Origin of the sequence: Microbacterium algihabitans, from assembly GCF_032464975.1 — a bacterium.
Lineage (GTDB): Bacteria > Actinomycetota > Actinomycetes > Actinomycetales > Microbacteriaceae > Microbacterium > Microbacterium algihabitans.
The window spans coordinates 624,719-649,569 of the sequence record NZ_JAWDIU010000001.1 but is presented as its reverse complement, the minus strand read 5'-3'; the positions used below and the strand labels follow the sequence as shown (position 1 = coordinate 649,569).

Annotated in this window: 24 protein-coding genes; 14 read left to right on the top strand and 10 right to left on the bottom strand. The window is 70.1% G+C overall.

Features of this window, described 5'->3' with window-relative positions; genetic code table 11:
* Nucleotides 1–61: 61 nt before the first annotated feature.
* Nucleotides 62–634 (bottom strand): hypothetical protein, encoded by a 573-nt coding sequence (locus RWH43_RS03060; protein WP_144829682.1) that lies wholly within the window; start codon nt 632–634, stop codon nt 62–64.
* 176 nt (nt 635–810) lie between these two features.
* On the bottom strand, nt 811–2,580 hold the full coding sequence (locus tag RWH43_RS03055; RefSeq protein WP_316000640.1) for a DUF4012 domain-containing protein: 1,770 nt from the start codon (nt 2,578–2,580) through the stop codon (nt 811–813).
* A gap of 149 nt (nt 2,581–2,729) precedes the next feature.
* On the opposite strand from RWH43_RS03055, the gene RWH43_RS03050 reads away from it, so the two are divergent.
* On the top strand, nt 2,730–3,308 hold the full coding sequence (locus RWH43_RS03050; RefSeq protein ID WP_262346185.1) for a hypothetical protein: 579 nt from the start codon (nt 2,730–2,732) through the stop codon (nt 3,306–3,308).
* Here RWH43_RS03050 and RWH43_RS03045 read toward each other — a convergent pair whose 3' ends face one another.
* The gene (locus tag RWH43_RS03045; protein WP_316000639.1) at nt 3,309–4,427 is read right to left on the bottom strand and encodes a hypothetical protein; all 1,119 of its coding nucleotides are present in this window, start codon (nt 4,425–4,427) and stop codon (nt 3,309–3,311) included. It lies immediately after the preceding gene.
* Nucleotides 4,424–6,091, bottom strand: a complete 1,668-nt coding sequence (locus RWH43_RS03040; protein ID WP_316000638.1) for a sensor histidine kinase — start codon at nt 6,089–6,091, stop codon at nt 4,424–4,426. The genes RWH43_RS03045 and RWH43_RS03040 overlap by 4 nt, the downstream gene beginning before the upstream one ends.
* A gap of 180 nt (nt 6,092–6,271) precedes the next feature.
* Here RWH43_RS03040 and RWH43_RS03035 point away from each other — a divergent pair, with 180 nt between their 5' ends.
* Entirely contained in the window at nt 6,272–7,072 is an 801-nt protein-coding gene (locus tag RWH43_RS03035; protein WP_230704517.1) for a fructose 1,6-bisphosphatase, read from the top strand.
* A gap of 20 nt (nt 7,073–7,092) precedes the next feature.
* Here the strand turns inward: RWH43_RS03035 and RWH43_RS03030 are convergent, their stop codons facing one another.
* Nucleotides 7,093–8,172 carry a hypothetical protein gene (locus RWH43_RS03030; protein ID WP_316000637.1) on the bottom strand — a complete coding sequence of 360 codons (1,080 nt, stop codon included), beginning with the start codon at nt 8,170–8,172 and terminating at the stop codon, nt 7,093–7,095.
* A 142-nt stretch (nt 8,173–8,314) separates the two neighbouring features.
* Between RWH43_RS03030 and RWH43_RS03025 the strand changes: the two genes are divergently transcribed.
* Nucleotides 8,315–9,790, top strand: coding sequence for a glycosyltransferase family 2 protein (locus tag RWH43_RS03025; RefSeq protein ID WP_144829665.1), 1,476 nt, complete (start codon nt 8,315–8,317; stop codon nt 9,788–9,790).
* A gap of 86 nt (nt 9,791–9,876) precedes the next feature.
* On the opposite strand, the gene RWH43_RS03020 is transcribed toward RWH43_RS03025, so the two are convergent.
* Together RWH43_RS03020 and RWH43_RS03015 are read right to left on the bottom strand one after the other, a co-directional pair.
* Nucleotides 9,877–10,830 carry a response regulator transcription factor gene (locus tag RWH43_RS03020; protein WP_316000636.1) on the bottom strand — a complete coding sequence of 318 codons (954 nt, stop codon included), beginning with the start codon at nt 10,828–10,830 and terminating at the stop codon, nt 9,877–9,879.
* 120 nt (nt 10,831–10,950) lie between these two features.
* Nucleotides 10,951–11,976 (bottom strand): glycoside hydrolase family 6 protein, encoded by a 1,026-nt coding sequence (locus RWH43_RS03015; protein ID WP_230704170.1) that lies wholly within the window; start codon nt 11,974–11,976, stop codon nt 10,951–10,953.
* Between the two features lie 75 nt (nt 11,977–12,051).
* On the opposite strand from RWH43_RS03015, the gene RWH43_RS03010 reads away from it, so the two are divergent.
* Entirely contained in the window at nt 12,052–12,372 is a 321-nt protein-coding gene (locus RWH43_RS03010; protein ID WP_144829663.1) for a DUF7882 family protein, read from the top strand.
* A 6-nt stretch (nt 12,373–12,378) separates the two neighbouring features.
* On the opposite strand, the gene RWH43_RS03005 is transcribed toward RWH43_RS03010, so the two are convergent.
* Nucleotides 12,379–12,834, bottom strand: coding sequence for a MarR family transcriptional regulator (locus RWH43_RS03005; RefSeq protein WP_144829659.1), 456 nt, complete (start codon nt 12,832–12,834; stop codon nt 12,379–12,381).
* 187 nt (nt 12,835–13,021) lie between these two features.
* Between RWH43_RS03005 and RWH43_RS03000 the strand changes: the two genes are divergently transcribed.
* Entirely contained in the window at nt 13,022–13,348 is a 327-nt protein-coding gene (locus tag RWH43_RS03000; protein WP_154096181.1) for a DUF7882 family protein, read from the top strand.
* Nucleotides 13,349–13,363: 15 nt separating this feature from the next.
* On the opposite strand, the gene RWH43_RS02995 is transcribed toward RWH43_RS03000, so the two are convergent.
* On the bottom strand, nt 13,364–13,657 hold the full coding sequence (locus tag RWH43_RS02995) for a sigma-70 family RNA polymerase sigma factor (RefSeq protein ID WP_144829653.1): 294 nt from the start codon (nt 13,655–13,657) through the stop codon (nt 13,364–13,366).
* Between the two features lie 169 nt (nt 13,658–13,826).
* Between RWH43_RS02995 and RWH43_RS02990 the strand changes: the two genes are divergently transcribed.
* From RWH43_RS02990 to RWH43_RS02980, 3 genes are read left to right on the top strand one after another with little or no spacing between them, the layout of a single operon-like run.
* Nucleotides 13,827–14,204, top strand: a complete 378-nt coding sequence (locus RWH43_RS02990; RefSeq protein ID WP_144829650.1) for a DoxX family protein — start codon at nt 13,827–13,829, stop codon at nt 14,202–14,204.
* A gap of 7 nt (nt 14,205–14,211) precedes the next feature.
* Complete coding sequence (locus RWH43_RS02985) at nt 14,212–14,745, top strand: 2'-5' RNA ligase family protein (RefSeq protein WP_144829647.1); 534 nt, start codon at nt 14,212–14,214, stop codon at nt 14,743–14,745.
* Between the two features lie 2 nt (nt 14,746–14,747).
* Nucleotides 14,748–15,125: a PPOX class F420-dependent oxidoreductase gene (locus RWH43_RS02980; protein WP_154096179.1), complete on the top strand. Its 378-nt coding sequence runs from the start codon at nt 14,748–14,750 to the stop codon at nt 15,123–15,125.
* 175 nt (nt 15,126–15,300) lie between these two features.
* On the opposite strand, the gene RWH43_RS02975 is transcribed toward RWH43_RS02980, so the two are convergent.
* The gene (locus tag RWH43_RS02975) at nt 15,301–16,350 is read right to left on the bottom strand and encodes an Lrp/AsnC family transcriptional regulator (protein WP_144829641.1); all 1,050 of its coding nucleotides are present in this window, start codon (nt 16,348–16,350) and stop codon (nt 15,301–15,303) included.
* A 113-nt stretch (nt 16,351–16,463) separates the two neighbouring features.
* Between RWH43_RS02975 and RWH43_RS02970 the strand changes: the two genes are divergently transcribed.
* The 6 genes from RWH43_RS02970 to RWH43_RS02945 all read left to right on the top strand — a co-directional run bounded on the left by RWH43_RS02970 (nt 16,464) and on the right by RWH43_RS02945 (nt 24,848).
* The gene (locus tag RWH43_RS02970; RefSeq protein ID WP_316000635.1) at nt 16,464–18,011 is read left to right on the top strand and encodes an AbgT family transporter; all 1,548 of its coding nucleotides are present in this window, start codon (nt 16,464–16,466) and stop codon (nt 18,009–18,011) included.
* Between the two features lie 50 nt (nt 18,012–18,061).
* The gene (locus RWH43_RS02965) at nt 18,062–19,285 is read left to right on the top strand and encodes a M20 family metallopeptidase (RefSeq protein WP_144829635.1); all 1,224 of its coding nucleotides are present in this window, start codon (nt 18,062–18,064) and stop codon (nt 19,283–19,285) included.
* Between the two features lie 115 nt (nt 19,286–19,400).
* The gene (locus RWH43_RS02960; RefSeq protein WP_144829633.1) at nt 19,401–20,399 is read left to right on the top strand and encodes a right-handed parallel beta-helix repeat-containing protein; all 999 of its coding nucleotides are present in this window, start codon (nt 19,401–19,403) and stop codon (nt 20,397–20,399) included.
* Nucleotides 20,400–20,480: 81 nt separating this feature from the next.
* On the top strand, nt 20,481–21,779 hold the full coding sequence (locus RWH43_RS02955) for a glycosyltransferase (RefSeq protein ID WP_154096177.1): 1,299 nt from the start codon (nt 20,481–20,483) through the stop codon (nt 21,777–21,779).
* On the top strand, nt 21,772–23,931 hold the full coding sequence (locus tag RWH43_RS02950) for a right-handed parallel beta-helix repeat-containing protein (protein WP_316000634.1): 2,160 nt from the start codon (nt 21,772–21,774) through the stop codon (nt 23,929–23,931). The genes RWH43_RS02955 and RWH43_RS02950 overlap by 8 nt, the downstream gene beginning before the upstream one ends.
* Nucleotides 23,928–24,848, top strand: coding sequence for a helix-turn-helix domain-containing protein (locus RWH43_RS02945; RefSeq protein ID WP_154096175.1), 921 nt, complete (start codon nt 23,928–23,930; stop codon nt 24,846–24,848). The genes RWH43_RS02950 and RWH43_RS02945 overlap by 4 nt, the downstream gene beginning before the upstream one ends.
* The last annotated feature ends 3 nt before the right edge of the window (nt 24,849–24,851 follow it).

The window sequence follows — 24,851 nt, the reverse complement described above, 5'->3', positions numbered from 1 at the left end:
GCGAACGCGAAAGGAGGGGCCGTCGAAACGACGGCCCCTCCTGCTGTGCGCGTGTCGGTGCTCAGGCCTCGACGCGGCGACGGCGTCGCACGCTGGCGCCGATCGCGACGGCCCCACCGGCGAGGACGAGTGCGCCTCCGCCGATCCACAGGCCGGTCGCGGCGCCGCCGTCGACACCGGTGACCGCGAGTCCGCCCTTCGAGGGGTTCGATGCCGAACCCGAGCCCGCGGTGGTCAGAGTGACCGTGGCGTGCAGGACGTGTCCGCTCGACGCGCCGGTGAAGGTGAAGTCGTACGAGCCCTTACCGTTCGCGGGCATCTTGACCGGGACGCGGAGCGACCCGTTCGACGACTTGCCGCGCAGCGAGGTGTTGGTCTCGACCTTGGCCGAGGCGAGGGTGATGCCACTGGCGTTGATGCCGGTGACCGAGATGAGAACGTCTTCGTCGCCGACGAAGGGGGTTCCGGGAGTGGTGAAGGTGGTGACGTCGCCGGCCGGCAGCGTGGCCGGGTTGGCGACGATGGCGCCGGCGTCGGTGTACGCGTTGGCGGCCGTGGGGGCCATCAGCGCGGCCGCGGCGAGCGAGAGCGCGGCGACGGCCCGGATGATCGTGGTCTTCATGGTGTGCCCCATCTGCTTAGCGTGGTCGAGCCGTGTGCCGTGTCGGAGGGGACACGGCGTCTTCCGCGTCCGCATGACATGGCGGCTCCTTTGCCCGAGTCTGTCGGTCGTGCCGTGTGCGACCCGGCGGAAAGGGCTCGCTTTCACGCGCCGGCGGGGCAGACTTCACCAGGGGGTCCGGCGCGGCGTCACTCACCGGACCGACATGTGCCTGCACGCGGCACCTCGTCGGGGATGCGGGTGGGCGTCGAGACCGCGCTGACCGCGGTCATGCCCGGCACCGAGACGGTGACCTCGAGATCGGCGCTCTCTCCCGGTGCGAGCTGCACCGACCACTTCAGCACCCGGCGGCCGTCGTGCACGCCGCCGGCGAAGCCCGGGGGATCGCCGTCGCTCGTCGTGCGCTGGCCGATGATCTCCGCGCCGGGCGGCAGGTAGACGTAGACGCCGGTCAGGACGTCGCCCGGGGGCACGCCGTGCTCGCCACCACCGGTCACATACGCGGGGAGTGTGGCGGGGTCGGGGGCGTCGCTGCGCAGCGTCACGTGCACGGACGCCGTTCCGTCACCGCACGACGCGGTCTCGACCTGCGGGTGCAGGTAGTAGTCCATCTTCGAGCCGGTGCCGTCGTTGAGGTAGACCCCGAAGACCCCGGTGGTGGCGCCGGAGACGGGCAGCGCCCCCTGCAGGGTGGTGCCATCGAGGAGCGCCTGCTGCGCGGCATCCGCATTCCAGACCAGCAGACGTCGCTCGAGTCCCGCGCGACGGACCGCGTCGATGAGGGCAGCCGGGTCGGCGCGACCGTCGGCGACCGCCTGGAAGACCGCGGTCGACGCGCTCTGGAAGAACGCGTCCTGCTCCCGCGAGTCGGAGTAGCGCCGGTACACCTCGTCGAGCAGGAGGGAGACGGCGTTGTCGGCGGTGAGCTGATCTCCGGAGGGGAGGGCGACGGGTCCGGTGGCGCGCAGCAGGTACGACAAGGTCACCGGGTCGACGGCGACGACGGCGTCGACCTCGGTCCCCGACAGGCGTCGCCACAACTCACGTGCGACGGGGGCTCCCACCGAGAAGTCGGGCACCTGTGTAGCGTTCTGGACGAATCGTGCCGGCCGGGTGTCGTAGATGCTCTGCACGTCGGCCGGGAGCTCGCCTGCGGGCGAGGTGGCGACGGGCTCGAACTCCGGGCTGGAGGCCTGCGCGACGAGCGCCAACCGCCCGTCGTCGGCGTCGAGTTGAGCGACGGCTCCGACGACGCCCCCGAGCGAACGCCACTCGGCGTTGTTCTCGAAGAGCACGAGCGTCGACCGGGGGCCGTCGGCTCCGAGCATGCTCGGGACGAGCAGGGTCGCCCGTCTGAGCGCGTCGGCGTCGTCGGCGGCGGTGTCGAGCTGCTGCGCCGAGGCGGCCACGGCATCGGCGAGCCGTCCGAGGAGCGGAGCCCGTTCGATGCCGGCGACGTCATCGGCGGCGGCCCGCAGTGCGGCGGCGGCCGTCGAGGCGGCGGGCGCGACCGCGGCCAGTCGTGCGACGTCGAAGGCGCCGCCCACCGGCCGGAGGGACTCGGGAGACAGTCCCGCCGAGGCCTCGGCGAGCGGTTCGAAGGCGGTCGCGGCGACGTCGTCGATCGCAGCGGCGGTGCGGGTCAGCGCGTCGAGCTGCGGCCCGACCCATGGGAGCGCCGTCGCCGCGGCCCAGATCGGATCGCTCGTCAATTCCCGCGCCGCGCGGGTGTCGTCAGCGACCGTCGACAGGCGGGAGAGTGCTGCGGCGAGATCGTCGCCGTCGCTGGCCGCGTCGGAGACGCCGGCCTGCGCGGCCGCGAGATGGCCCGCCGCGAGTACCCCTCGCGTGCCGATCCAGGCGGCTGCGGCGAGACCCAGCACGAGCACTCCCACCACCGTCCAGGCGAAGACGGAAACGGCCGGCGTGGCCGACGAGCGGCGGGTGGTGCGGATCACGCCGAAAACTGTAAGCCTGCCTCATCCGCGCACCGGACCGCGTCGACCGCGGCCACCTAGACTGGGAGGAACGACTCGGGGGAGAATCCATGGTGCGGGCGATGCGGCGCGGCAGAGCGTTCTGGAGCGCGGCGATGGTGGGCGCGTCCGTGTTCGCACTCACTGCGTGCGGGGCCCCGCCATGGGCCCAGGGCGGCGGTCAGGGCACGCCCTCGGCGTCGCCGACTGTCACGCAGACCACGGTTCCGCAGCCGGTGCGCAACGACCTGGCGAGCGGCTCGACGCAGCGGACGCTGACGGCGGGTGCCGTCGGTGCCACAGTGGACTACTGGTCGACGCTGTCGATGGACAAGTGGACGCCCACGGCGCTCAAGCCGGTGAACCTGTCGATGGTCACCACCGTCACGCCCAACGACGGGCAGAAGGTGTACCTGCAGAGGGCGACCATGACGGCCGTGCCGGGCAACGCTTCGCAGTCGTTCTCGCCCCTGTCGGCACAGTCGGATCAGACGGATGCCCCGGGATATCTGGTGCTCGCGCCGTACAGCTACTCGCAGACGTTCAACGTCGGCGAGGTCCCGGCGGACGCGACATTTGTCACCCTCCAATTCACCTTCGAGTTCTTGGTCCAGACCACCCCCACGTCCAATGAGTTCGCCAAGCAGACGGCCAGCGACACTCTGACGGTCGCCATCGCCGGGGGCGGCGAAGCGACGCCCGCAGGCTGATCAGGGTCGGACGCGCTCCCACCGATCGCCGCCCTGACGGGTGGCCTCGGCCGCGGCTTCTCCGGCCGCCAGCACGAGGGCTGCGAGGTCGTAGTCGGCGCTCTCGGCGGGCACCCAGCCCACGCTCGCCGACAACTGCACGTCGACGTGGTCGGACACGTCCAACTCGGTGATGCGGCGCAGGGTCGTGCGGACGTGCTCCCGGATCACGGAACCCGGTCGGGCGAGGACGATCACGAGGCGACCCCGCGTCTCGCGTCCGATGTCCGCGTCGGCGGGGAAGCTCTCGTCGACGACCGCCTCGAACTCCGTGACGAGCCGCAGCCACCCGTTCTCTCCGGCCGCGCTGCGGATGTGCGTGGGGTCGTCGAGCCGCACCGTCAGCACCGCCCAGGACTGCTCGCGCGCACGGCGGGCGCGACGCAGACGGTCGGATGCCGTGATCACGAAGTGCGGCCACGTCGACGCCGTGTGGCCCCCGGTCGGCGACACCGAGGTGAAGTACAGCAGCGAGACCGTGGCGCACACCAGGTAGATGAGCATCGCGAGTCCGTTGATCACCCGGGGGAGGGCGAGGTCGCCGATGTCGGCAGGGGCGGCCAACCCCGACACGAGGATCGCGGCTCCGACGGCGACGAAGCCCGCCGACACGATCGTGAGCGGCAGAGCGAGTCGCTCCAGGCGATCGGCGGCGCGCCGCAGCTCGCCGATGGTGAGTCCGGCGAACACGGCCGCACCGACGAAGGCCAGCCGGAAGGCGAGGCCGTAGGCGGCGGCGTCGGTCACCGCCGTGAACGCGATCGCAGTCAAGACCGCCTGCATCCCGCCGATCCACGGGAACGCCGGCACCCCGCGACGCGCGCGGAACCCCGACCAGATCAGGGCGGGCGCACCCAGCATGAGTCCGAGCCCCGCGCGGCGCACGGGCTCGGCATCCGCGATCGATCCCATGATCGTCACCCAGGTGCTCGTCATCGCCAGCACGAAGGCGAGCGACCACAGCAGCGCGGAGCGCGAGGGACGATGCAGGAAGCCGAGGCCGATGATCATCACCGTGGAGACGGTCGCGACAGTCGCCTGCGCGAGTCCGAGGTTCGAGAGGACGTCGGTGGTGTTCATGCGACGGCGGCGTCCGATCGCGAGGGGAGCACCACCGTCACGGTCGTACCCGCGCCCAGCTCGCTCTCGAGGAAGAGCGACCCGCCCTGGTCTTCCACGATGCTGCGGATGATGCCCATGCCGAGCCCCGTGCCGGGCGTCGGGCTCTCGCGCACCGCCTGCGCGCGGAAGTACGGGTCGAACACCCGATCGATGTCATCGGGATGGATGCCGATGCCCGTGTCGGCGAAGTGGAGGATCACGTCGTCGGGGGAGACCTCTCCGCTGATGCGGATGGTTCCCCCGGCGGACGTGTACTTGATCGCGTTGCTGAGGATGTTGTCGAAGGCCTGCCGCAGGCGGAACGCATCGCCGAGCACCTCCGCGGACTCGGGGAGTTCGTCGATCACGCTCACCCGGCGCGCGGCGGCGGCGGGGCGGAACGAGGCCAGCGACGACGCGATGATGCGGCTCGCATCGGCCGTGGCCGGCCCCGACGTCTCGCGGAACACTCCACGGGAGGTCGCGAGGATCTCGGAGATCAGTTTCTGCATGCGCTCGCCGGCCGCGGCGATGACCTCGAGCTGCTCGTGCACCTTGGGGGACAGGTTCGGATCGTCGAGCGCCAGGTCGGCGTGGCCGATGATCGCCGTCAGCGGGTTGCGCAGCTCGTGCGACACGGTCGCGGCCAGTCGCTCCCGTGCGCGCTCGGACTCGATCAGGGCCGTGATGTCGTGGATGATCAACAGCGTGCTCTCGGGCTCGTCCGACGAGATGAGACGACGCGTGGATGCCGAGAGGGCGTGCCATTCGCCGTGCGGATCGAACAGCCACACCCGCTCGTCGTCGAACTGCTCGCCGCGGGCCGCGCGGGCGAAGGGCCGCTCCGACTCGGGCAGCGGTTCGCCGCGGAGGTTCGCGTACTCGACCGCGCCGCCAGGGCGTTGCGGCTCGTCGCGCTCGACGCCGTACAGCGCGACGTACGTGTCGTTGAGGGCGAGCACCTCGCCGTCGGCGGAGAGGCGGGCGATGCCGGTGTCGAGACCGTTGAGCATCTGCGAGACGCGGCGCTCCTGGCCCGAGACACGTTGCAGAGTGCCCTGCAGGCGGCTCGCCTGGCGACGCAGGAGCTGCTTGAACGCCCGCGTCTGTCGCGCGGACAGGTAGGACGTGATCGCGATGAAGGTGAGAGACAGCAGCACCACGATCAGACGCAGCGCGGTGACGGGACCGGTGGCGTTGACGGCGGCGTCGATGACGATGATGACGCCGACCGCGCCGATGGCCGAAATCAGGTAGACGAGGGTGAAATGGGTGGCGATCCAGATGATCGGGAAGACCCAGAAGAAGCTGAAGCGCAGGTCGGTGCCGAAGCTCAAGAGACCGATGCCGACGATGTCACCGAACGGGATCAGGGCGACCGCCGCGCGGGGCAGCTTCTGCCACGGCACCACGATCGCCACCGCGGTGAGGGCGATGATGACGCCGACGCCCGAGGAGAACGGCCACAGGGCGAACAGCGACGGCTCGAGCGCCTGGACGAGCAGCACGGTGATGACGACGCTGGCGCCGAGCACGAGCTGGAGGAGCCAGACCGACCGGGTGCGGCTGCTCGGGTTCGTCGCGTCGTCGTCCGGCACGACCTCGGGAGGAACCGCCGGCGGGACGCTCCTCAGTGATGCCATGTGTTCGAGTGTATAGAGAGTGGTGTAGTCTTCTGCGCGCCATCCTGTCTCTGCTCGCCGCTCGTGGTTTCGCACCCACGCGCCCGGTCAGACTCCCCCTGAGGCCTGCATCCCGCAGCGTGATGGTCGTTCGTCGACCTCGGCGCGTCCGCGCCCATTCCTCAGGAGTCACCTGTGAGCATGACCTCTCGCCGTCGCGTCCGCGCGACCGCCCTGGCCGTTGCCCTCGCCATCGTCGCGCCGGCCACCTTGACCGGTTGCGGTCAGATCGCCGATGCATTCAATTCGCTGCCCGGCCAGCCGGGGAGCAACCAATCGGTGGTCGTGCCGACCGCCGCTCCGCAGTCGTCCGCCGACGCGAAGCCCTTCGACTCGCAATTCACCTACGACGGCTCGGTGCGGCTGACCTCCGAGGTCGCCGACGGCCTCGAGCTGCGTCTCGACGTCTGGGCGGTCGACCCCAAGCGCACCATGGAGTGGACCCCCACCAACGAGAAGCAGCTCGGCTTCGCGGTCAACATCGTCGACAACCGGGTCGACGAGAAGGCGGTCCTCGCCGAGAAGCGACGCGTGTACGTCTCGTCGATCTCGGTGACCTCGCAGACGGCTCAGACCAGCGGTCAGGTGTCGAACCCGTTCCAGTTCAGCGCCGACCCGCGCACCCTGGTTCCCACCGACACCCTGCGCTCCGAGCGCGGGCTGCTGCTGAACAGCTACCAGGGCGGCCTGCTGGTGCCCACGACCTCGATCCGCCAGCTGCCGAACGACACCTACGGCATCACGCTCGAGTTCGCGCTCAACGTGGCTGTCGAGGGGACGGCGAACACCGACACCTCGTTCTCGCAGCAGACCGTCTACCAGTACCTGCCGATCGCGATCTTCGCCGACGACGGACAGGTCGACGGAGGCAGCCAGGGGACCGGTACGCAGAGCAGCACGGGCCGCGCACCCGGCTGGGGCCAGACCAACGGGCAGGGCTGAGCGGGCGGCATCCGCCCCTCTCACTCCGCGCCGTTGTGCCCCTGCCGCGGGCGGAGGCGTCGACTCTCCATGAGCAGCGAGAGATCATCGACGTCCATGACGAGGTAGTGCTCGAACGTCAGGTCGGGAACGTCGTCGTAATCGATCGCCGGCATGCGGCGGGCGAAGGCGCGTCGCACGGCCTGCTCGACCTCGGCGGTGTCGAGAACCGACGGGGCGACGACGAAGACCGTGTCGCGCGCGGGGAGGCCGGTGGCGGCTCCGGGTAGCACGTCCTGGGCCGCCTCGCCGACCGTGCGCAGGATCGTGTCGCCCCGTTCGCCGCTGTGCGCGGCGCGGATGAGATCGATCTCGGGCACGCGCACCAGGGTCGCGCGGACCGGCACGTGCTCCGCGAGCAGCATCTCGGCCTCGCGGCGCAGCGAGCCGCGATCGTGCGCGCGGGTGCCGGGGGCGGGGTCGTCGTCGAGTTGCCGGCCGATCCACACGGCACCGACGGAGACCGAGGCGATCGCGAGCGCGCTGACGACGGCCGTCGTCTCGGCCGATACGGCTCCCGGGCTCAGCAGGGGTGCGATCCCGACGGCGGCCACCACGGCGAGTCGGGAGAGGTTGTACGCCGCGAAGAGGCTGAGCGTCCACGCCATCAGCTTCGCTCCGCCCAACTCGCCCAGCGGTCGTCGTGAGAGCTCGAGCGCGCCGAGGGCGGCGAACACCACCAGCCCCGCGGTCTTGAGCAGCGTGGCGTCGTCGAGGTCGATGAGGTACGTGACCCCGAACATGAGGATCACGACCGCGACAGTGCTCACCCCGCCGATCGCGGAGCGACCGTTCAGCCGCCGCGCGCCCGCCCACTGCAGGCCCACCGCCAGCAGATTCGTGGCGTTGCCCGCCGCCGCGGCGGTCACCCCTCCGCCCGCGGTCTCGACGACGTTCATCGCGCCGCACAGCAGAGCCGCGATGGCCGCCATGCCGAAGTAGCGCACCATGTCGGCGCGGGCACCCCCGCGGTCATCGCCGGGGCGGCCGTGGGCGAGGAACAGCATCGTTCCCGCGACGCCGGCTACGGCGATCGATGCGAGAAGAGCGAGGACGATCACAGGGGTCGTCTCCTTCGGGCGTCAGACGCAATCTTGAGGAAATCTTGCGCAGACGGGGGTGTTCGGCAGTGGTCGTCTTGCGGTGAACCTACCAGAGTAGGAACAAGCCGATACGCCGCTCCACCGACAGGAAGACCCCGCCATGACCGATGCGCGCAACTTCACCCCGCAGTCTCGGGATCTTCGCATACACCCGGGCGAATTGACGGCGACGGCGAGCGAGGAGCACGGCTTCGCCGATGACTTCGCCGCGGTCCTCGAGAACACGTCGGTGCACCGCTCCACCATCGGCTGCGTCATCCCCGCCTACAACGAGGAGGAGTCGATCGCCGATGTGATCGAGGCCCTCCTGGCGCAGACCCGCGTTCCCGACGTCATCCACGTGGTCGTGAACAACACCTCGGACGCCACGGTCAAGATCGCCTCGGAGTACAGCGGACCCCACGAGCTGCACACCGAGCTCGGCGAGCAGTTCACCGAGGTCTTCGTGCACGACATCGGCAAGAACCCCGACAAGAAGGTCGGCGCGCTCAACTACGGCTACTCCCTCGTGGAGGGCTACGACTACCTCCTCGGCGTCGACGGCGACACCATCGCCGACAGCAAGGCCGTCGAGTTCCTCGAGACCGAGGCCGTGTCGGACTCCCGCATCGGCGGCATCTCGGCGATTTACACGATCGACGACAAGCCCATCAAGGGAGTCATCGCGCGCTTCCTGACGGCCGGTCAGCGCACGCAGTTCGCCGCCTTCAACCTGCAGAACATGCTCCGCGGCCGCAATATGGCGGTCCTCGGCGGGCAGTTCTCGATCTTCTCCACGAACGCCCTCCGCGACGCCATGTCGCAGAACCACCAGTCGACCCCGTGGGTGAAGGACTCCGAGGTCGAGGACTCGCTGCTGTCGCTGCAGATCAAGAGCGCCGGCTACCTCACCAAGATCAGCCCGTACGCCCGTGCCGACGTGGGTGGCATGACCACCCTCTCGGGCTACGACGCACAGCAGGTCAAGTGGACCTACGGTGCCATCGAGCTGATGTGGCCCGGCCAGCGTGGTGACACCAAGGGCCAGCCCTTCCACCCGAACCTGCGCCTCCGGTGGTTCGAGAACTTCGGCATGCTCACGAACCTCTTCGTCCGCGTCGCGTTCCTGACGCTGCTCGCCGGTTCGCTGACGCTGAACGCCTTCGTGTTCTCGCCGCTCTGGCTGATCCCGCCCGTCATCGCCATGCTGCTGAACCTGCGCATCGCCCGCACGATGAAGAACGTCAACCGCAACGACGTGCTGTTCGCCGTGTTGTTCTTCCCGGCCGAGTTGTTCATGTGGATCCGCATCAGTCACTTCGTGCGCTCGTGGACCCGCTTCCTCTCACGCAAGAAGGTCGACAACTGGGCGATGCAGGCCAAGGCCGAGCGCGGTGGCGGCCTCGGTCACTGGACGCCGATGATCGTGCTCATCGGCGTGGCGATCGCCCTCGCCGTCATCTGGATCATGGTCGGCCCGATGGTGCAGTCCTCGATCCTGTGGATCGGATGGCCCATCGTCGGCGTGGTCACCGTCCTGCAGACCCTCCTGATGTTCTCCAAGCTCGTCCGTCGCCAGCACGGCTTCAAGGTCTGACGGACCCACGATCTGACCCGAACGCGTCAGAAAGGACGAATGCCTCGGCCCTGGGGAGGGCCGAGGCATTCGTTATGTCCGGGGCGTCAGGGCGCGGCCAGCAGCTCGGAGGTCAGACGGTAGCCCACGCCGCGCACGGTCTCGATGTACCGGGGGTTGGCGGGGTTGTCGCCCAGCTTGCGCCGCAGGTTGGTCATGTGGGCCTCGATCGCGCGCTTGTCCGCCTCGCCGACGAAGTAGCTCGTGACGTAGGACTCGCCGCGCAGGACGAGGGTGAGGTCGGCCTTGCTGCGCACGCGTCGCTTCGACTCCATCAGGGTCGCGAGCAGGTCGAACTCGGTGCGCGTGAGGTCGAGCTCCTCGCCACCGACACGCACGAGGCGACTGTCGGGGTCGAGCTGCAGGTCGCGGTGCGCCACCCAGGCTCCGCCGGTCGGAGTGAGCTCGCCCGCAGCGGCGCGCGGCACGATCTCGCCTCCGGGTGCCGCGGCGCGCGGTTCGGGTCCCTGCGACGACGGCACGACCACCGGTGCGCTCGCCGCGGGGGCCGAGGCGACCGGTGAGGGTGCCGCGGGTGCGGGCGATTCGGTGCGGGCGGCGGGGAACGAGGGGCCGACGCTGTCCTGTCGAGGGGCCGCGGATGCCGCGGAGTCGCCGGCGCGCGGACGTCGCAGCAGCGCCTCGATGCGCGCGCGGAGTTCGCGCGGACGGAACGGCTTGACCACGTACTCATCGGCGCCCGCGCCGAGACCCAGGACGACGTCGGCCTCTTCTTCGAGGCCGGTCAGCATGATGATGTAGGTGTCGCTCTGCTGGCGGATGCGGCGCGCGGCTTCGAACCCGTCGATGCCGGGCATGTTCACGTCGAGCGTGGTGATCAGCGGCTGGTAGGCGATGACCGCCCGCACGCCGTCGATGCCGTTACCGACCGACACGGTGGAGAAACCGGCCGATTCGAGCACTTCGACCAGGAGGTGTCGGATGTCGGGATCGTCTTCGACGATGACGGCTGTCTTCAGCAACTCGGTGCTGTCGCTCATTTCACCCACTCTTCCGGCTTCGCACGAGATCGTGCCCGCGTTCTCCCCCGAGACACGGCGTCGCACAGCGACGAGCGCAATCTTGACACACTTCGCGCGCGGGGAGGACGGTCCGCGCCGTCAGCGCTGCTCTCTGGTCAGCTCCGCGGCGGCCGCCGGCCACCACGTGCCGGCAACCGGGCCCCCGTTGCATTCGCCGTCGCTCTCGCCCGGGGGCTTGATCCACAGGTTCGTGTCGACGACCCCGTCGCCGTAGGAACCGCCCGGGCTCCCCACGAGTCGACCCGCGGGGTTGCACCACTCGGAGCCCGCCGGCCCGGCACCGTTTCGCGAGGTGTCGATGACCGCGTGGATGCCGCCGAGCTGGTCGGAGAGCGCGTGGGCGTAGGCGAACTCCGCCGCGGTGTCCTGGTAGTTCGACACGTTCAGCGCGACTCCGCGCACGTCGGAGAGGAGATTCGTCGCTCGCAGGAGGTCGGCCATCTCGGCCGGCGGATGCCACGAGGAGTGGCCCCCATCGAGGTAGATCCAGGTGTTGGTGCCGCGGATGCTGTCGACCGCCCCGCGCAGGTAGCCCGCGCGGTCCTGGATGGACCCGCACGAGGATGCCAGAGCGATGCTGTCGGGCTCGAGGACGACGATCTTCTGGATGTCGGAGGCATTGCGCAAGGCGTCGCCGATCCGCCCGGTCCATTCGCGGTAGGCGTCGGGGTCGAGTCCGCCGGCGGAGTGATTGCCGCAGTCACGATCGGGGAGTCCGTACACGGCGATCGACAGCGCCGCCTTCTGGTCGCGGGCTTCAGCGGCCAGGTGCGCCACGCGGTCCCACACCTCATCGACCGGATCGATCTCGGGCGTGAGCCAGTATGTCGTGGGCTGGGTCGAGAGCCACTCCGCGGCCGCGTTCTCATCGGCGTCGCCCGCGCCGGCGCGGGCCGCCTGCGCGGCCTTCGACTCGTCGGGAGCGACGATGCGCGTATCGACGGCGGGCGGGCGGGCCCCGAGGGTCTGGAAGAGAGTGGTCACGAGGCTCCCGACCACGGCGATGGCGGCGATCAACGCCGCGATGACGACGATGGCTCCGACGACCACGAGGGCGCGCGGAATCCGTCGTCGGGGCCTCTTCGGCCGGTGCGTTCGCGCCACGTTGAGGACTCTATCCGAGGTGAGCGGGGGTGGCGCCGAGGTAGTTAACTCGGTGAACGGGCATAGACTCTCTCCGTGGGAAAACTGGTTTACAACACGTCAGGTCACTCGTTCGACATCGAGGACCGGACGCTCTCTCACCTTCGTGTCGTCTTCATGAACAAGCTGCGCCGTGGCGAGCCGTTCATGTTCCACTTCCCGATGGGTGACGGCAGTGGCACGCGTTCCCTGTGGATCTCGCCGTCGATTCCGCTGGTCTTCCACTTCTACGGCAGTCGTGCTCCGCAGCTGAACCGCCGGTGGATCGACGACCTCATGAACGAGGCGAGCACCCCGCAGGGTCTCAGCGTCGTCGCCGAGCCCGACCCCGATTCGGTGCCGAGCCTCATCGGGTGACGATCGTCAGGCGCACTCGGCGTCGACGACTTCGCGCACGCGGTCGAGGAAGGCGGCGACCTGGTCGGCCAGCGCGTCGGGAAGGTCGAGGGCGAACTCGCGGATGCGCGCCGTGACCGGGTCGATCGCGTCGGCGTCGGTGTCGCGATCGAAGGGGAGCACGAACTTGCTCCGGCGATCGGCGGGATTCGCGGCGAAGGTGATGAGGCCTCCCGCGTGCAGACGATCGAGCATGCCCGTCACCGACGCCGTCGATACGGCGAGCGACTGAGCGATCTCGGTCGGCGTGACCGACAGGCCCGCGTCGGCCCGCTCGAGGATCAGGCGCATCGCGGCTCGAGCGTTCTCGCTGGGTCCGCAGTCTGTCTGGCGGCGTCGCGCGAGGCGCGCCTCCGCGAGACGCAGTCGCTCCACGGCGCGTGCGGCTGTGGTCGCGTGGTCCTCAGCAGTGTCGAACGTCATAGGTCTCCTCGGGGCTCCGGCCACCCGGGGGCCAGTCTAGTTAGGTCGTCGAGATACACGACAGGCGATGCATTCCGGTTCGAGTCCGACAACGCGAAGGATCCCCGTCGTTTCCCTTCTCTTCCCTTGCGATAGTTAGGCAATCTAGTAAAATAACGAGGGCCGAATCTCCTGGAAGGAGACGCTCATGGGCTTCTTGTATTACGGTTCCTCCGCGAGCCCGATCAGCATTCCCGATCGGGTTCTCGCGCACGTGAAGGTCGTGATCGCGACGAAGCTCCGACGCGGCGAGAGCTTCACGATGTCGTGGCGGCACCCGTCGGGCGAAGAGACCGGACGCAGCACGATCTGGATCCAGCCGTCGATCCCGCTTCGTTTCGTCTTCGGGGCGGTCGAGCCCGAGATGCTCGATCCGCAGTTGTTGCAGACCTACGCGAACTCGGCCAACTCCTCGAGTGGCCTGACCCTCGACATCGAATCGCACGACGTCCCCGTCGCCGAGCGGTCCCGCTGAACCGACTCGACCCGGTCAGACGGTGCCCGTGGCGTGACGGTGAGCGATCGCCGACATCCACTGCAGGCCCGGGCACGGAGGCGCGGATCGTCCGCGCATCCGCTCCCACGCCTCGACGTAGATCCCCTCGAGCAGGGCGTCGGCCCGCTGCGCCAGGCCGGTGAGGGCCAGCAGAGTCGCGTACACGCGCGGCGAGGTCGCATCGTAGAAGGCGACGAACGCGTCGCAGTCTCCGGAGGCCGCGCGCACCAGGAGGGCATCCAGATCGGGATCGCGGGTCGCTGCGGATGCGACATCGGTCATGGTCACGGGCACCTCCTTCGTGTGTGCACCAAGTCAACTCGCGGGCGCGGCCGGCGGCCTGGGGTTGCGCAATACGTACGGGTGTCGTAGCGGTCATCGGCCGATGTCGTGTGTCGGTGCGGAGGCCGCCGTCAAGCCCGCCGGGGTGGCCCTGGAACGTCATAACGTGGGGGTCATGAGAACTCCGGTGCGGTGGGCCCTCGCCCTGGCCATGATGTTCGCCGGTGTCGCGCACCTGACCTTCGCGCGGCGCGATTTCCAGGCGCAGGTGCCCGATGCCCTGGTCGAGAAGCTCCCTCTGGATCGGGACGCCGTGGTCGTGGCATCCGGTGTCGTCGAGGCGGCGTTCGGTCTCGCGCTCGTGGCGTTGCCCAAGGAGCGTCGGCGGATCGGAGCGGCGCTGGCTGCCTTCTTCGTTGCGATCTTCCCCGGCAACATCGATCAGTGGCGCAAGGGACGTTCGGCCTTCGGGCTCGACACCGACCAGAAGCGATTCGGACGCCTTTTCTTCCAACCTCTCCTCGTTGCCGCCGCCTGGTGGTCGACGCGCTGAGCGCGCCATGACGGACGTCGTCAGTCTCGAGCTCGTCTTCGACGACGACACGGATGCCGCGGTGCGCAGCGAGTGGAAGGCCTTGGCCGACGCCGGTCTGCCCAGCCAGGCCCAGCACAAGGGCGAGAGCAACCGGCCGCACACGACGCTGCTCGTACGGTCCGCGCTCCGCGACATCGCGGCGTCGGAGCTCGACAGGGCGCTCCCGGTGGCTCTCACCCTCGGCGCGCCGCTCCTGTTCGGCGCGGGGCGCACGCGTGTGATCGCGCGATCGGTCGTTCCGACCATGGACGTGCTCGCCCTCCATTCCCGCGTCCACGAGCTCGCGGGCCCCGGCGACGACGTCGACCACACGCGTCCCGGTGCCTGGACGGCCCACGTGACGCTGGCCCGTCGGGTGCCGCTCGACCGGGTGGGCGACGCGCTGGAGGTGCTCGCCGCGGCGGGCGGCGCCGATCTCGCGACCCGAGCCGTCGGCATCCGGAGGTGGGATGCCGCTACGCGGACGGTGTCGTCCATCGCCGGACGTGGCACGCTGTAACCGTGCTGACCGACGACGCCCTCGCCTTCATGAGCGAGTACCACCTGGCCACCCTTTCCACCGTGGGCCGCTCCGGCCGTGTGCACTCGGTGCCCGTCGGCTTCACCTACGAGGACGGCGTGGTCCGTGTGATCGGCTCGCGCGGGACCCAGAAATTCGTCAATGCCGCCCGCAGTGGTCGCGCATCGATCTGCTCGGTGGACCGGGGCAGCTGGATCAGCTTCGAGGGCCCCGCCCGGGTCACCGACGACGCCGACGCGGTGGCGCACGCCGTCGACCTGTACGCCGCCCGCTACCGCCAGCCCCGGGTGAACCCCGAGCGCGTGGTCCTCGAGCTGACCGTCGAGCGGGTTCTGGGCTCTCCGTCCTTCCGCGCCTGAGGGGGTCGTCGGCGCGCGGAGCCCCGGCGGCAGACACACCGCGCACATCTCGGCGAAGCGGCGGGGCAGCTGATCGGTGTCCTCGATGTCGATGACGTGCTCGCCCTGGACGCCGGGGTAAGCGGGGCACTCCTCGAAGGCGGACACGGTGCCACGCCTCCGATGACCTGACCGCTCAGGGGCCGGCGCCGGCAGTCCGCGCATGCTCCGGAGCCGGGGCAAGCCACGACACGTGGCCCTCGCGTCGGTCCTCGTCGTCGAAGAGGTGGCCGACGCGCTTGTAGTAGTGCAGCAGGATGGCGCGATCGAGGACGCGCAACTCCAGGCTCCGGGCCAGCTCCGCCTCCAGCGATGCGGCATCCGACAGGTCTCGGAGCCACACGATGACGTAGAGGTTCGATGCCCCGCCCGCGAGGGCGGCGCACATGCGCGTCATCGGCATGTTCGCGATCTGCAGCGCCGTCGCCTCGAGCCGTGCCGCGGGTACCACGAGCCAAAGGGCCAGAGCGTGCGGCCACATCCTCTGTTCGAGCGAGACGTCGATGCGCTGCTGGATCCATCCCGTGCCGAGCAGCCGCCGCACCACGCGACGCGCGTGAGCCTCGGAGCTGCCAAGCCTGGCCGCGATCGCCTGCGGCGACGCGCGACCGTCGCGCTCCAGTTCGTCGAGCACCGCATGCCACTGCGCGGTCGGCGCGATCGGCTCGCCATCGGGGACCGAGGGCAGAGCAACCGCCTGCGGGGGACCGACCGCGCGCCAGCGCGAACCTTCGGAGAACATGCGGGTCACCACGGTCGAGCGCACGCCGATGACCGCCTCGTGCGACCCCAACCACGACTGAATGAGCCGGCGGAAGCGCGCCATGTCCTCCGCGAGGATCGTCAGGACGAGATCGCGGTCGCCCGTCATGCCGGTGACGGAGATGACCTTCGGATGCATGCGCAGCACGGCGGCGACGGCGTCGACGCTGCCCGGTCGGCAGCGCACCTCGGTCAGCCCGAAGAGCATGCCCGCGCCGGAACCCACGTACGTCGTCGCCCATGCGGCCCCCGACTCGACGATCGCCGCCCAACGCCGTCGGGCGGTCGGGGCGCTGACGCCGACGGCGCGGCCGATCGACGCCCACGAGGCGCGTGGCGCGTCCTGCAGAGCGGCGACGAGCGCGAGGTCCGAATCCGACAGGTCGTGCGGGTGGGGCGACGACTCGATGCGCATAACCGACATCTTGGCATCTGTGGGAGTCGGAATCGAACATCCGCCACTGTTTGTGACACGCGATCGGCAAGATGCCAGGCGCAGTCTCTCCGACCGCCACGTCGAACAACACGGAGCCCCCCATGTCGACCGACACCACCCCCGCACTGACCCTCGCCGACGCCAAAGGCCTCGGCGGCCGCATCCTGCGCGGGATCGAACGCGTGGGCAACAAGCTGCCCCACCCCTTCTACCTCTTCCTCCTCATCGCCGGCCTCGTGGCCGTCGCTTCGGCGATCGCCACCCTGCTCGGGGCGGCCACGATCGACCCCGCCACGGGCGAGACGATCCCCATCCGCAGCATCCTGTCGGGCGAAGGCGTCGTCTACGCGCTCACGACCGCGATCCAGAACTTCGTCACGTTCCCCCCGCTCGGCCTCATCGTCACCGTCATGCTCGGCATCGGCGTCGCCGAGCGGCTCGGACTGCTGAAAGCCGCGATGCGCGGCGCCGTGCTCGCGGCGCCCGGCTGGGCGGTGACGTTCGTGGTCGTGCTCGTCAGCCTCATGGGCAACCTGGCGTCCGACTCGGCGATGGTGATCCTGCCGCCCCTCGCCGCAGCAGCGTTCCTCGCCGCCGGTCGGCACCCGCTCGCCGGCTTCGCGGCCTCGTATGCCGCGGTCGTCGCCGGGTTCAGTGCCAACGTCGTCCCCGCGGGCACGGACGTTCTGCTGTCGGGCATCACGACGAGCGCCGCGCAGATCGTCGATCCCGGGGCGTCGGTGTCACCGCTCGCCAACTACTTCTTCATGGCCACCTCGACCCTCCTCCTCGCCGTCGTCATCACGGTCGTCTGCCAGCGTTACGTCGAACCGCGTCTCACCCCCTACGAGGGGGGCCTTGCCGACGAAGACGCGTCCAAGCCGCTCGAGGCGATCGAGCGCCGCGGACTGCGGGTGGCCGGAATCGCCGTCGCCGCCTACCTCGCCATCGTCGCGACGGTCGTCGCCGTGCCCGGGTCGCCTCTGCAGGGCGAAGGAGGGCAGATCCTCCGATCGCCCTTCATGACGGCGCTGCCGATCTTCATCCTGTTCCTCTTCCTCGTCGCGGGCATCGCATACGGACTCGGTGCCCGCACCCTCACCTCGGCGCGACAGATACCCGAGCACATGACGGCAGCGGTGAAGGACCTCGTTCCCTTCATCGTCGTGATCTTCACGGCCGCGCAGGCGATCGCGTGGTTCAACTGGTCTCAGCTCGGCCTGCTGCTCGCGACATCGGGGGCCGAGGCGATGAAGGCGACCGGGCTCGGCGGGCTCGGCGGACTGGTGCTCTTCAGCCTGTTCTGCACGATCCCGGCGTTGCTGCTGGCGAGCGGTTCGGCGTTGTGGACCCTGCTCGCGCCGATCTTCGTGCCGATGTTCATGCTCGCGGGCATCGACCCCGCGTACGTCCAGGCCGCCTTCCGCATCACCGACTCCGCGACCAACCCGCTCGTGCCGATGAACCCGATGCTGCCCGTCGTCCTCGGTCTGCTGCAGCGGTGGCAGCCGAAAGCCGGACTCGGAACCCTCTTCAGCCTCGTCATCCCCTTCACCCTCGTGATCTGGGGCGTCTGGCTCCTGCAGTTCATCGTCTGGGGTCTGCTCGGCCTGCCGGTCGGCCCCGGCCACGGCCTCGAGCTGCAGTGACCGTCATCGCCTCTCCATCCGCCCGCCGAGACCCCCAGGAGGTCCACCCCATGTCCACCCTCACCGTGCGTTCCACCGCCGCAGCGAGCATCGACGCGATGCCGACCACGATCACCGAGCTGCGTCCCTTCCTCGAGCGCAGGCTCGCAACGCTCGTCGACGTCGCCGCAGACCTGCACGCGCATCCCGAGATCCGCTTCACGGAGACGCACGCCGCCGCGCGCCTGACGGCCGAACTCGAGCTGGCGGGCTTCGCAATCGAGCGCGGTTTCGCCGGCCTCGAGACGGCGTTCGTGGCGCGCTGGTCGACGACGGATGCCGACGCCCCGACCATCGCGATCTTCTGCGAGTACGACGCCCTTGAGGAGATCGGTCACGCGTGCGGGCACAACATCATCGCCGCCTGCGGTCTCGGCGCGGGTCTTCTCGTCAAGGACGCGTTGGAGGCGTCGCCGGTGCCCGCGAATCTCGTCGTCATCGGCAGCCCGGGCGAAGAGGGCGCCGCCGGCAAGGTGCCCATGATCGAGGGCGGTGTGCTCGACGGCGTCGACCTGGCGATGATGGTGCACCCGTCTGGGACCGATGCCGTACGCGGCTCGTCGCTGTCGCGCGTCGCCCTCGACATCGACTTCCACGGAAAGGCGGCGCATGCGGCGGCGGCGCCCGAACTCGGTCGAAACGCCCTCGACGGCGCGACGCTGGCGTTGACGGCCATCGGGATGCTCCGACAGCAGATGACCGATGACGTCCGCATCCACGCGATCATCACGAACGGAGGGCAAGCGCCGAACATCATCCCCGAGCGCGCGAGTCTGCGGATCTTCGTGCGGGCGGCAGATCGCGACCATCTGCTCTCGAACGTCGTACCGCGCGTGCGGGACTGCTTCGAGGGTGCGGCGATCGCAACCGGCACGACGGTGGAGATCGCGGAGAACACGCCACCCTATTTCTCGTTGCGGTCCAACCCGACGCTCGTCGACGTCGCCGAGGCCGCCTACAGCGTGCTCGGGCGCGATCTCGAGCCCGACCCCACCGTCGCGGGCTCCACGGACATGGGCAACGTCAGCCATGTCGTCCCGTCGATCCACCCGATGATCTGCCTCGCCCGCGACGTGGCTCCGCACACCCGGGAGTTCGCCGCGGCCGCGGGTTCGGCCGAGCTCGCTCCGCCCACGATCGCCGACGGAGCGCTCATGCTCGCCGCGACGGCGCTCTCCGCGTTCCGTGAACCGAGCGTGGTCGCCGACGCCAAGGCGACCTTCGCGCGGGACTGAGCTCGTCCGGCCCCGCGCCCCTGCGACGCCGAACGCATCCGCCGGCGGCGGGGGAGACCCTGCCGCCGGTCGGACGTGGGTCCGTCGAAGCGGGGCTCCTGCGATACTCGACCCGATGTCCCGCCTTCCTCGATCCCTCGCGCTGCTCAGCGCCGGCCTGATGCTCTCCGCATGCGCCCCCGGTGTCGCGTCGACCGCGTCGACGGCGCTTCCCGCGGCGGACGAGCCGTGCGCGCCCGGGGCGGTGCAGGTCGGTGCCGACGCCGACGCCCTGCAGCGCGCTCTGGATGACGCGAAGCCCGGGGCCGTCCTGCAGCTGGCCGATGCGACCTACACGGGGCGGTTCCGCGCCACCGCCTCAGGGACCACCGATCAGCCCATCGTCCTGTGCGGCGTCGCCGGCAGCGTGATCGACGCGGGCGGTGTCGATCACGGGTATGCGCTGCACCTCGACGGAGCGTCGTACTGGGACGTTCGCGACCTGGAGGTGCGCGGTGGGCAGAAGGGCGTCGTCCTCGACGGCGTCTCGCACACGATGTTGTCCGGCCTGCGCATCTCCCACGTCGGCCAGGAAGGGCTCCACCTGCGTGCGGCGAGCAGCGACAATCTCGTACGCGCGATCACGGTCGAGCAGACCGGGTTGACCGACCCCGAATTCGGGGAGGGGATCTACGTGGGATCGGCCGAGTCGAACTGGTGCCGCCACAGCGCGTGTCAGCCCGACCGCAGTGATCGGAACGTCTTCGAGCAGCTCGTCGTCGCGGACACCACCGCGGAGGCCGTCGACGTGAAGGAGGGCACCAGCGACGGCGTCATCCGGGCGTCCACGCTCGCCACCGCGTCCGGGGCGAGCGTCGACAGCGCGATCGACCTGAAGGGCTCCGGGTGGCGGCTTGAGGGCAGCACCGTGACCGGCCCCGTCGACGCCGTCTCGGTGCACGTCATCGTCGCGCCGTGGGGGGAGCGCAACACCGTCAGCGGCTCGGACCTGCGGGCGGCGGCGGCCGGCGTCGGCGTGCGGCTGGTGGGCGCGGCGCAGAGGGCGGGCAACGTCGTCGCGTGTGACAACACCGTGTCGGCGGGTATCGAGCTCGTTACCGGTCGCTGTACCTGACGACACGGCGGCACCGGACGCGCTATCGTTCACTGTCTCCCCTGGCGCAGCCGACGGCATTGGCCGTCAGGAGGGGACACGGTGCACGACGGCTCATTCGCTGAGCAGCTCATGTGGGTGCTGCCCTTCGGCTACCTCGGGATCGTCTCGTGGGGCTTCTGGCTGGTGCGCAAGATCCTCGCCGCCACCGCCCGTCCCGTGCGAAACGCCTTCCGCACGACCACGACCGTCGTCGTCCCGTCGTTCCACGAAGACCCCGACGTCCTCGTCCGATGCCTTCGCACCTGGGTACGGCAGGGGCCCTCGCGCATCATCATCGTGCTCGACCTCGCCGACATCGAGGCCCAACGGCGCATCGAGGCCCTCGGCATCCCGGGCGTCGACGTCGTCATGTTCCAGCACCGGGGCAAGCGGTCGGCCCTCGGCGTCGGCATCCGGATGGTCGACACCGAACTCATCGTGTTCGTCGACTCCGACACCGCGTGGGACGACGGCATGCTCGCCGCCGTGCAGATGCCCTTCATCGATCCCGCGGTCGGCGCCGTCAGCACCCGGCAGAACGTCTACCTTCCGCGATCGAGCGTGTGGCGCCGCGTCGCGGACTGGATCATCGACCTGCGCTACACCGACTACGCCCCCGCGATGGGGCGGTTCGGGGGGATCATCTGCGCCTCGGGTCGTACCGCCGCGTACCGACGCACCGTGATCCAGCCCCGCGTCGAAGACCTCGAGCACGAGATCTTCTTCGGACGCGAGTGCGTGGCCGGAGACGACGGCCGGATGACGTGGCTCGTGCTGTCGCAGGGGTTCCGCGTCGCGCATCAGGACAGTGCGCGGGCACTGTCGATGTTCCCCGGCACGTTCCGGGCGTTCGTGAAGCAGCGGGTGCGATGGAGCCGGAACTCCTACCGCTGCTATCTCACGGCGATCCGGCGCGGGTGGGTGTTCAAGGTGCCGCTGATCTCGCAGATCACGATGATGCAGATCCTGCTCACCCCGTTCACGATGTTCGTCGCGCTCGGTTACATCGCGCTCTCCGTGCGGTCCTCCCACCCCTGGCTCGCCCTCGGGCTGGCCGTGCTGTGGTTGTTCGTCGGTCGCGGCATCCGCGGCATGTCGCATCTGTGGCGGCGGCCCGAGGACATCGTGCTGCTCCCGCTCGTCACCCTCGTGATCATCCTCGTGGCGCTGCCCATCAAGGTCTACGCGCTGTTCACGATGAACAAGCAGGGGTGGCTGACGCGATCGGCGGATGCCACGGGCGGCGAGGGCCAGACCGAGGCGAGCCTCGGGGGCGAGGGGCAGTCGGCGGCGAGCGTCGGCCTGTCGGGCGCGGATGCGCACGCTGCGGCGGCGACCGGCGAGGTGAGCCGTGGATGACGATGGCGCGCTGACGGCGGAGGAGCGCGGCGACGCCCGGCCCGGCATCCGCGGCCCGGTTCGAGTGGCCATGGTGGTCGCCGTCGTGGTGCTGGTCGTGGGGGTCGTGCTCACGGGCAACTTCGTGCACACCGGCACGTTCCTGCCGTGGGTGGACGCGGCCGCGCAGTCCGACACGCCCCTCGTCGCGCCGTCTCCGTCGGGCTCGGCGGGTTCCGACGGTTCGGACACGCCGAAGACGCCGGCCGAGAGGGTCGCGGCGGAGGACGCCCGGCTCTCCGCGGTTGCGGCGCTGCCCACGGGCGATCCCGCTCTGCTGGACACCTGGAACACCGTGGTGCTTGCTCCTCGCAACGGTCAGCAGACGGGGTACCTCTTCGGCGACCTCGTGGCCCTGGGGGCCGTGCGGGTCGACGACGGCACGACCGCGACCCTCGTCCGCAACGTCGTCATCCGGGCGGGTGCCGAACTCGACCTGTATCCGAGCGCAGCTCAGGGCACGGACACCCTGCGCCTGCTCAGCACGGCGGACACCACCACGAGCATCGTGGGCTGGGGCGGCATCCTCGCGATCGGCGGAACAGCCGACCACCCCGTCACGGTGACCAGCTGGGACGACACGCTGGCCGCCCCCGACACCGATCAGAGCGACGGGCGCGCCTACATCCGTGTGCGCGACGGCATCCTGGGTCTGGTGTCGACACGCCTCTCTGATCTCGGCTTCTGGAGCGGTCGCACGGGTGGGGTCTCGGTGACGGGGAGCGGCAGCGGGTCGATCGCCGCGTTGCAGGACGTCACGACGACGGGACTGCACTACGGGTTCTTCGGATCCGACACCACCGGCATCACGATCACGGATTCCCGCTTCGACGATTCGACGCTGACCGGCGTGGAGGTCACGAACGGCGCGAGCGACACGACCATCGAGAAGACGAGCATCACCGGTTCCGGCGGCGACGGGATCGCCGTCTCGCGGCAGTCGAGCGCCGTCACTCTCGACGACGTCACGGTCGAGGGATCGGCCGGGTGGGGTGTCCGGGTCGACGGAGCCGCGCTCGCCGACGGACCGACGACCGGCGGCTACGGTCTCACCCCCTCCCAGGGGCTCACGCTCACCGAGTGCCGCATCTCGGGCAATCGCGAGGGCGGTGTGCGGGTCATCTCGACCGACGACACCGAGATCCGGCGCACCACGGTCGACGAGACGCGCACGGCCGTCCTCGTCGAGGGGCCCTCGACCGGGCTGACCGTCGCCAACGCCGATCTATCGTCCGCAGATCTGCGCGGTCTCGACATCTCGGGCGACATCACGGATGCCACGGTGTCCGACTCGCGCCTGGTGGGCCGCCGCATCGCGCTGGAGTTGACGCGCGCGGCCGTCATCGTGAGCGGAAACGACATGACCGTGGCATCCGGATACGCGGTCGAACTGGCTGACGGAGCCCGCGCCGACATCACCGGCAACGTGCTGCGCGGCGTCGGTCAGGACGCGGTCGCCCTGTGGTCGGGGGCGCGCACCATGCAGGCAGACAACGATCAGTCCGCCTGGACGTTCCAGTGGGCCTGGGTCGGGTGGATGAACGAGCATCCGATGATGTGGATGTGGGCCCTCGTGCTGCTGGTCCCCGCGATCGGCGTGCCCGTGCTGTGGCGTCGCCGTCGCGAGCATCAGCGTCTGCGCGACCTGCTGCGTGAGGCACTGCTGCGCCATGGTGAGGAGCAGATGGCCGCTTACCCGGGAGGCGTCGTCGAAGCGCCACGCCCGGTCGACGAGCAGCCGGCGGAAGCGACCGCTCCGGTGCTCGTCGGATCGCCGTCATCGACGAGCACGCGCGGAGCGGGACCACGGATGCCGCAGGGTCCGGGGTCGTGGACGCCGGGGGAGCGGTTCGCGACGTCGGAGCCGGTTGGGACCCCGCGTGGTGGGGTCCGTCCGGGGCGCGTGCGGCCCCGATCCTTCGCCGATCTGCGGACGGGGCCCCTGGAGGGGCGCACGTTCGCTTCGCTCCAGGACTTCGCCGTCGCGGCGGTGCGGGAGGGCGGTTACTCCGTCACCACCATTGCGCGCCTGTTCCGGATACAGCATTGGCGTCTGCAACAGTGGGTCGACGAGGCCGATCGCGCCTCGCGTGAGACGGGAGTGAGCGCGTGAACGACGCACCGGAGGCGGATCGCCTCGACGAAGTCCTGCACACCTTGGCTGCCCGCGTGCGCCGCATGCGCGAGGAACGCGATCTGTCGATCACGGCCCTGTCGTTCGAAGCGGGGCTGTCGGAGTCGCGGGTGCGCGCACTCGAAGCCGGTCGGACGACGGCCTCGTTGGCGACCCTGGTCGCCCTGGCCGAGACCTTCGAGGTCGACGTCGCCGAGCTCTTCGCCGACCCGGTACGCGCGGCTGCACCGGTCGAGCCCGCGAGCGCCTACGTCGTTCCCAGCGAGGTCATCTGGGGCGGCGAGCTCCCGCCCGCGCCGTGGATGCCCGAGGCTGCAGCCGCTCCGGCGCCGAGCCCCTATGTCGTGCCCAGCGAGGTCGTGTGGGGAGGCGATCTTCCGCCCGCGGCCTGGACGACCGCGGTGGCCGCACCGACGATGCCGGAGGCGACCTCGGGTGCACGCCCCGCGCCACCGGCGGTGACCCCGACCGAGACGACGTGGGGAGGCTCACTCCCGGACGCCCCCTGGGTAGCGCCGGTACCGGCACCGCCCGTGGCCTCCGTCAGCGTCCCCGTGTCGAGCCGGGTACCCGCCGGCGTGAGCAGGGACATCGCCTCGAACGCCACGTCCGCCGCGGAATCGGTGCACCGCCGTGCGGCCGCCCACGGGGTCGAACACATGTCGCCGTACGTCTTGGTGGTGCAGGGGCAGACCCCGCCCCGCCAGCCGCGGACGTTCGCCGACCTCCGCGAGGGAGTGCTCGCGGGTCGGGAGTTCCGCTCGCTCCGCGAGTTCGCGATCGCCGCGGTGGCCGAGGCGAACCATTCCCCCGTCGCCGTGGCACGGGTTTTCCGTCTCCCGGTGTGGCGCCTCGAGGAGTGGGTGCGCGAGGCGGGATACGTCGCAACCCGCTGAGGC

Excerpts from the sequence above, each read along its gene's own strand:
- RWH43_RS02965 (WP_144829635.1), top strand. The coding sequence starts at position 18,062 with ATGTCCACCCTCACCGTGCGTTCCACCGCCGCAGCGAGCATCGACGCG.
- RWH43_RS03060 (WP_144829682.1), bottom strand. The coding sequence starts at position 634 with ATGGGGCACACCATGAAGACCACGATCATCCGGGCCGTCGCCGCGCTC.
- RWH43_RS02975 (WP_144829641.1), bottom strand. The coding sequence starts at position 16,350 with ATGTCGGTTATGCGCATCGAGTCGTCGCCCCACCCGCACGACCTGTCG.
- RWH43_RS03020 (WP_316000636.1), bottom strand. The coding sequence starts at position 10,830 with ATGAGCGACAGCACCGAGTTGCTGAAGACAGCCGTCATCGTCGAAGAC.
- RWH43_RS03025 (WP_144829665.1), top strand. The coding sequence starts at position 8,315 with ATGACCGATGCGCGCAACTTCACCCCGCAGTCTCGGGATCTTCGCATA.
- RWH43_RS02960 (WP_144829633.1), top strand. The coding sequence starts at position 19,401 with ATGTCCCGCCTTCCTCGATCCCTCGCGCTGCTCAGCGCCGGCCTGATG.
- RWH43_RS03040 (WP_316000638.1), bottom strand. The coding sequence starts at position 6,091 with ATGGCATCACTGAGGAGCGTCCCGCCGGCGGTTCCTCCCGAGGTCGTG.
- RWH43_RS03005 (WP_144829659.1), bottom strand. The coding sequence starts at position 12,834 with ATGACGTTCGACACTGCTGAGGACCACGCGACCACAGCCGCACGCGCC.
- RWH43_RS03035 (WP_230704517.1), top strand. The coding sequence starts at position 6,272 with ATGACCTCTCGCCGTCGCGTCCGCGCGACCGCCCTGGCCGTTGCCCTC.
- RWH43_RS02970 (WP_316000635.1), top strand. The coding sequence starts at position 16,464 with ATGTCGACCGACACCACCCCCGCACTGACCCTCGCCGACGCCAAAGGC.
- RWH43_RS02990 (WP_144829650.1), top strand. The coding sequence starts at position 13,827 with ATGAGAACTCCGGTGCGGTGGGCCCTCGCCCTGGCCATGATGTTCGCC.
- RWH43_RS03045 (WP_316000639.1), bottom strand. The coding sequence starts at position 4,427 with ATGAACACCACCGACGTCCTCTCGAACCTCGGACTCGCGCAGGCGACT.
- RWH43_RS03000 (WP_154096181.1), top strand. The coding sequence starts at position 13,022 with ATGGGCTTCTTGTATTACGGTTCCTCCGCGAGCCCGATCAGCATTCCC.
- RWH43_RS02985 (WP_144829647.1), top strand. The coding sequence starts at position 14,212 with ATGACGGACGTCGTCAGTCTCGAGCTCGTCTTCGACGACGACACGGAT.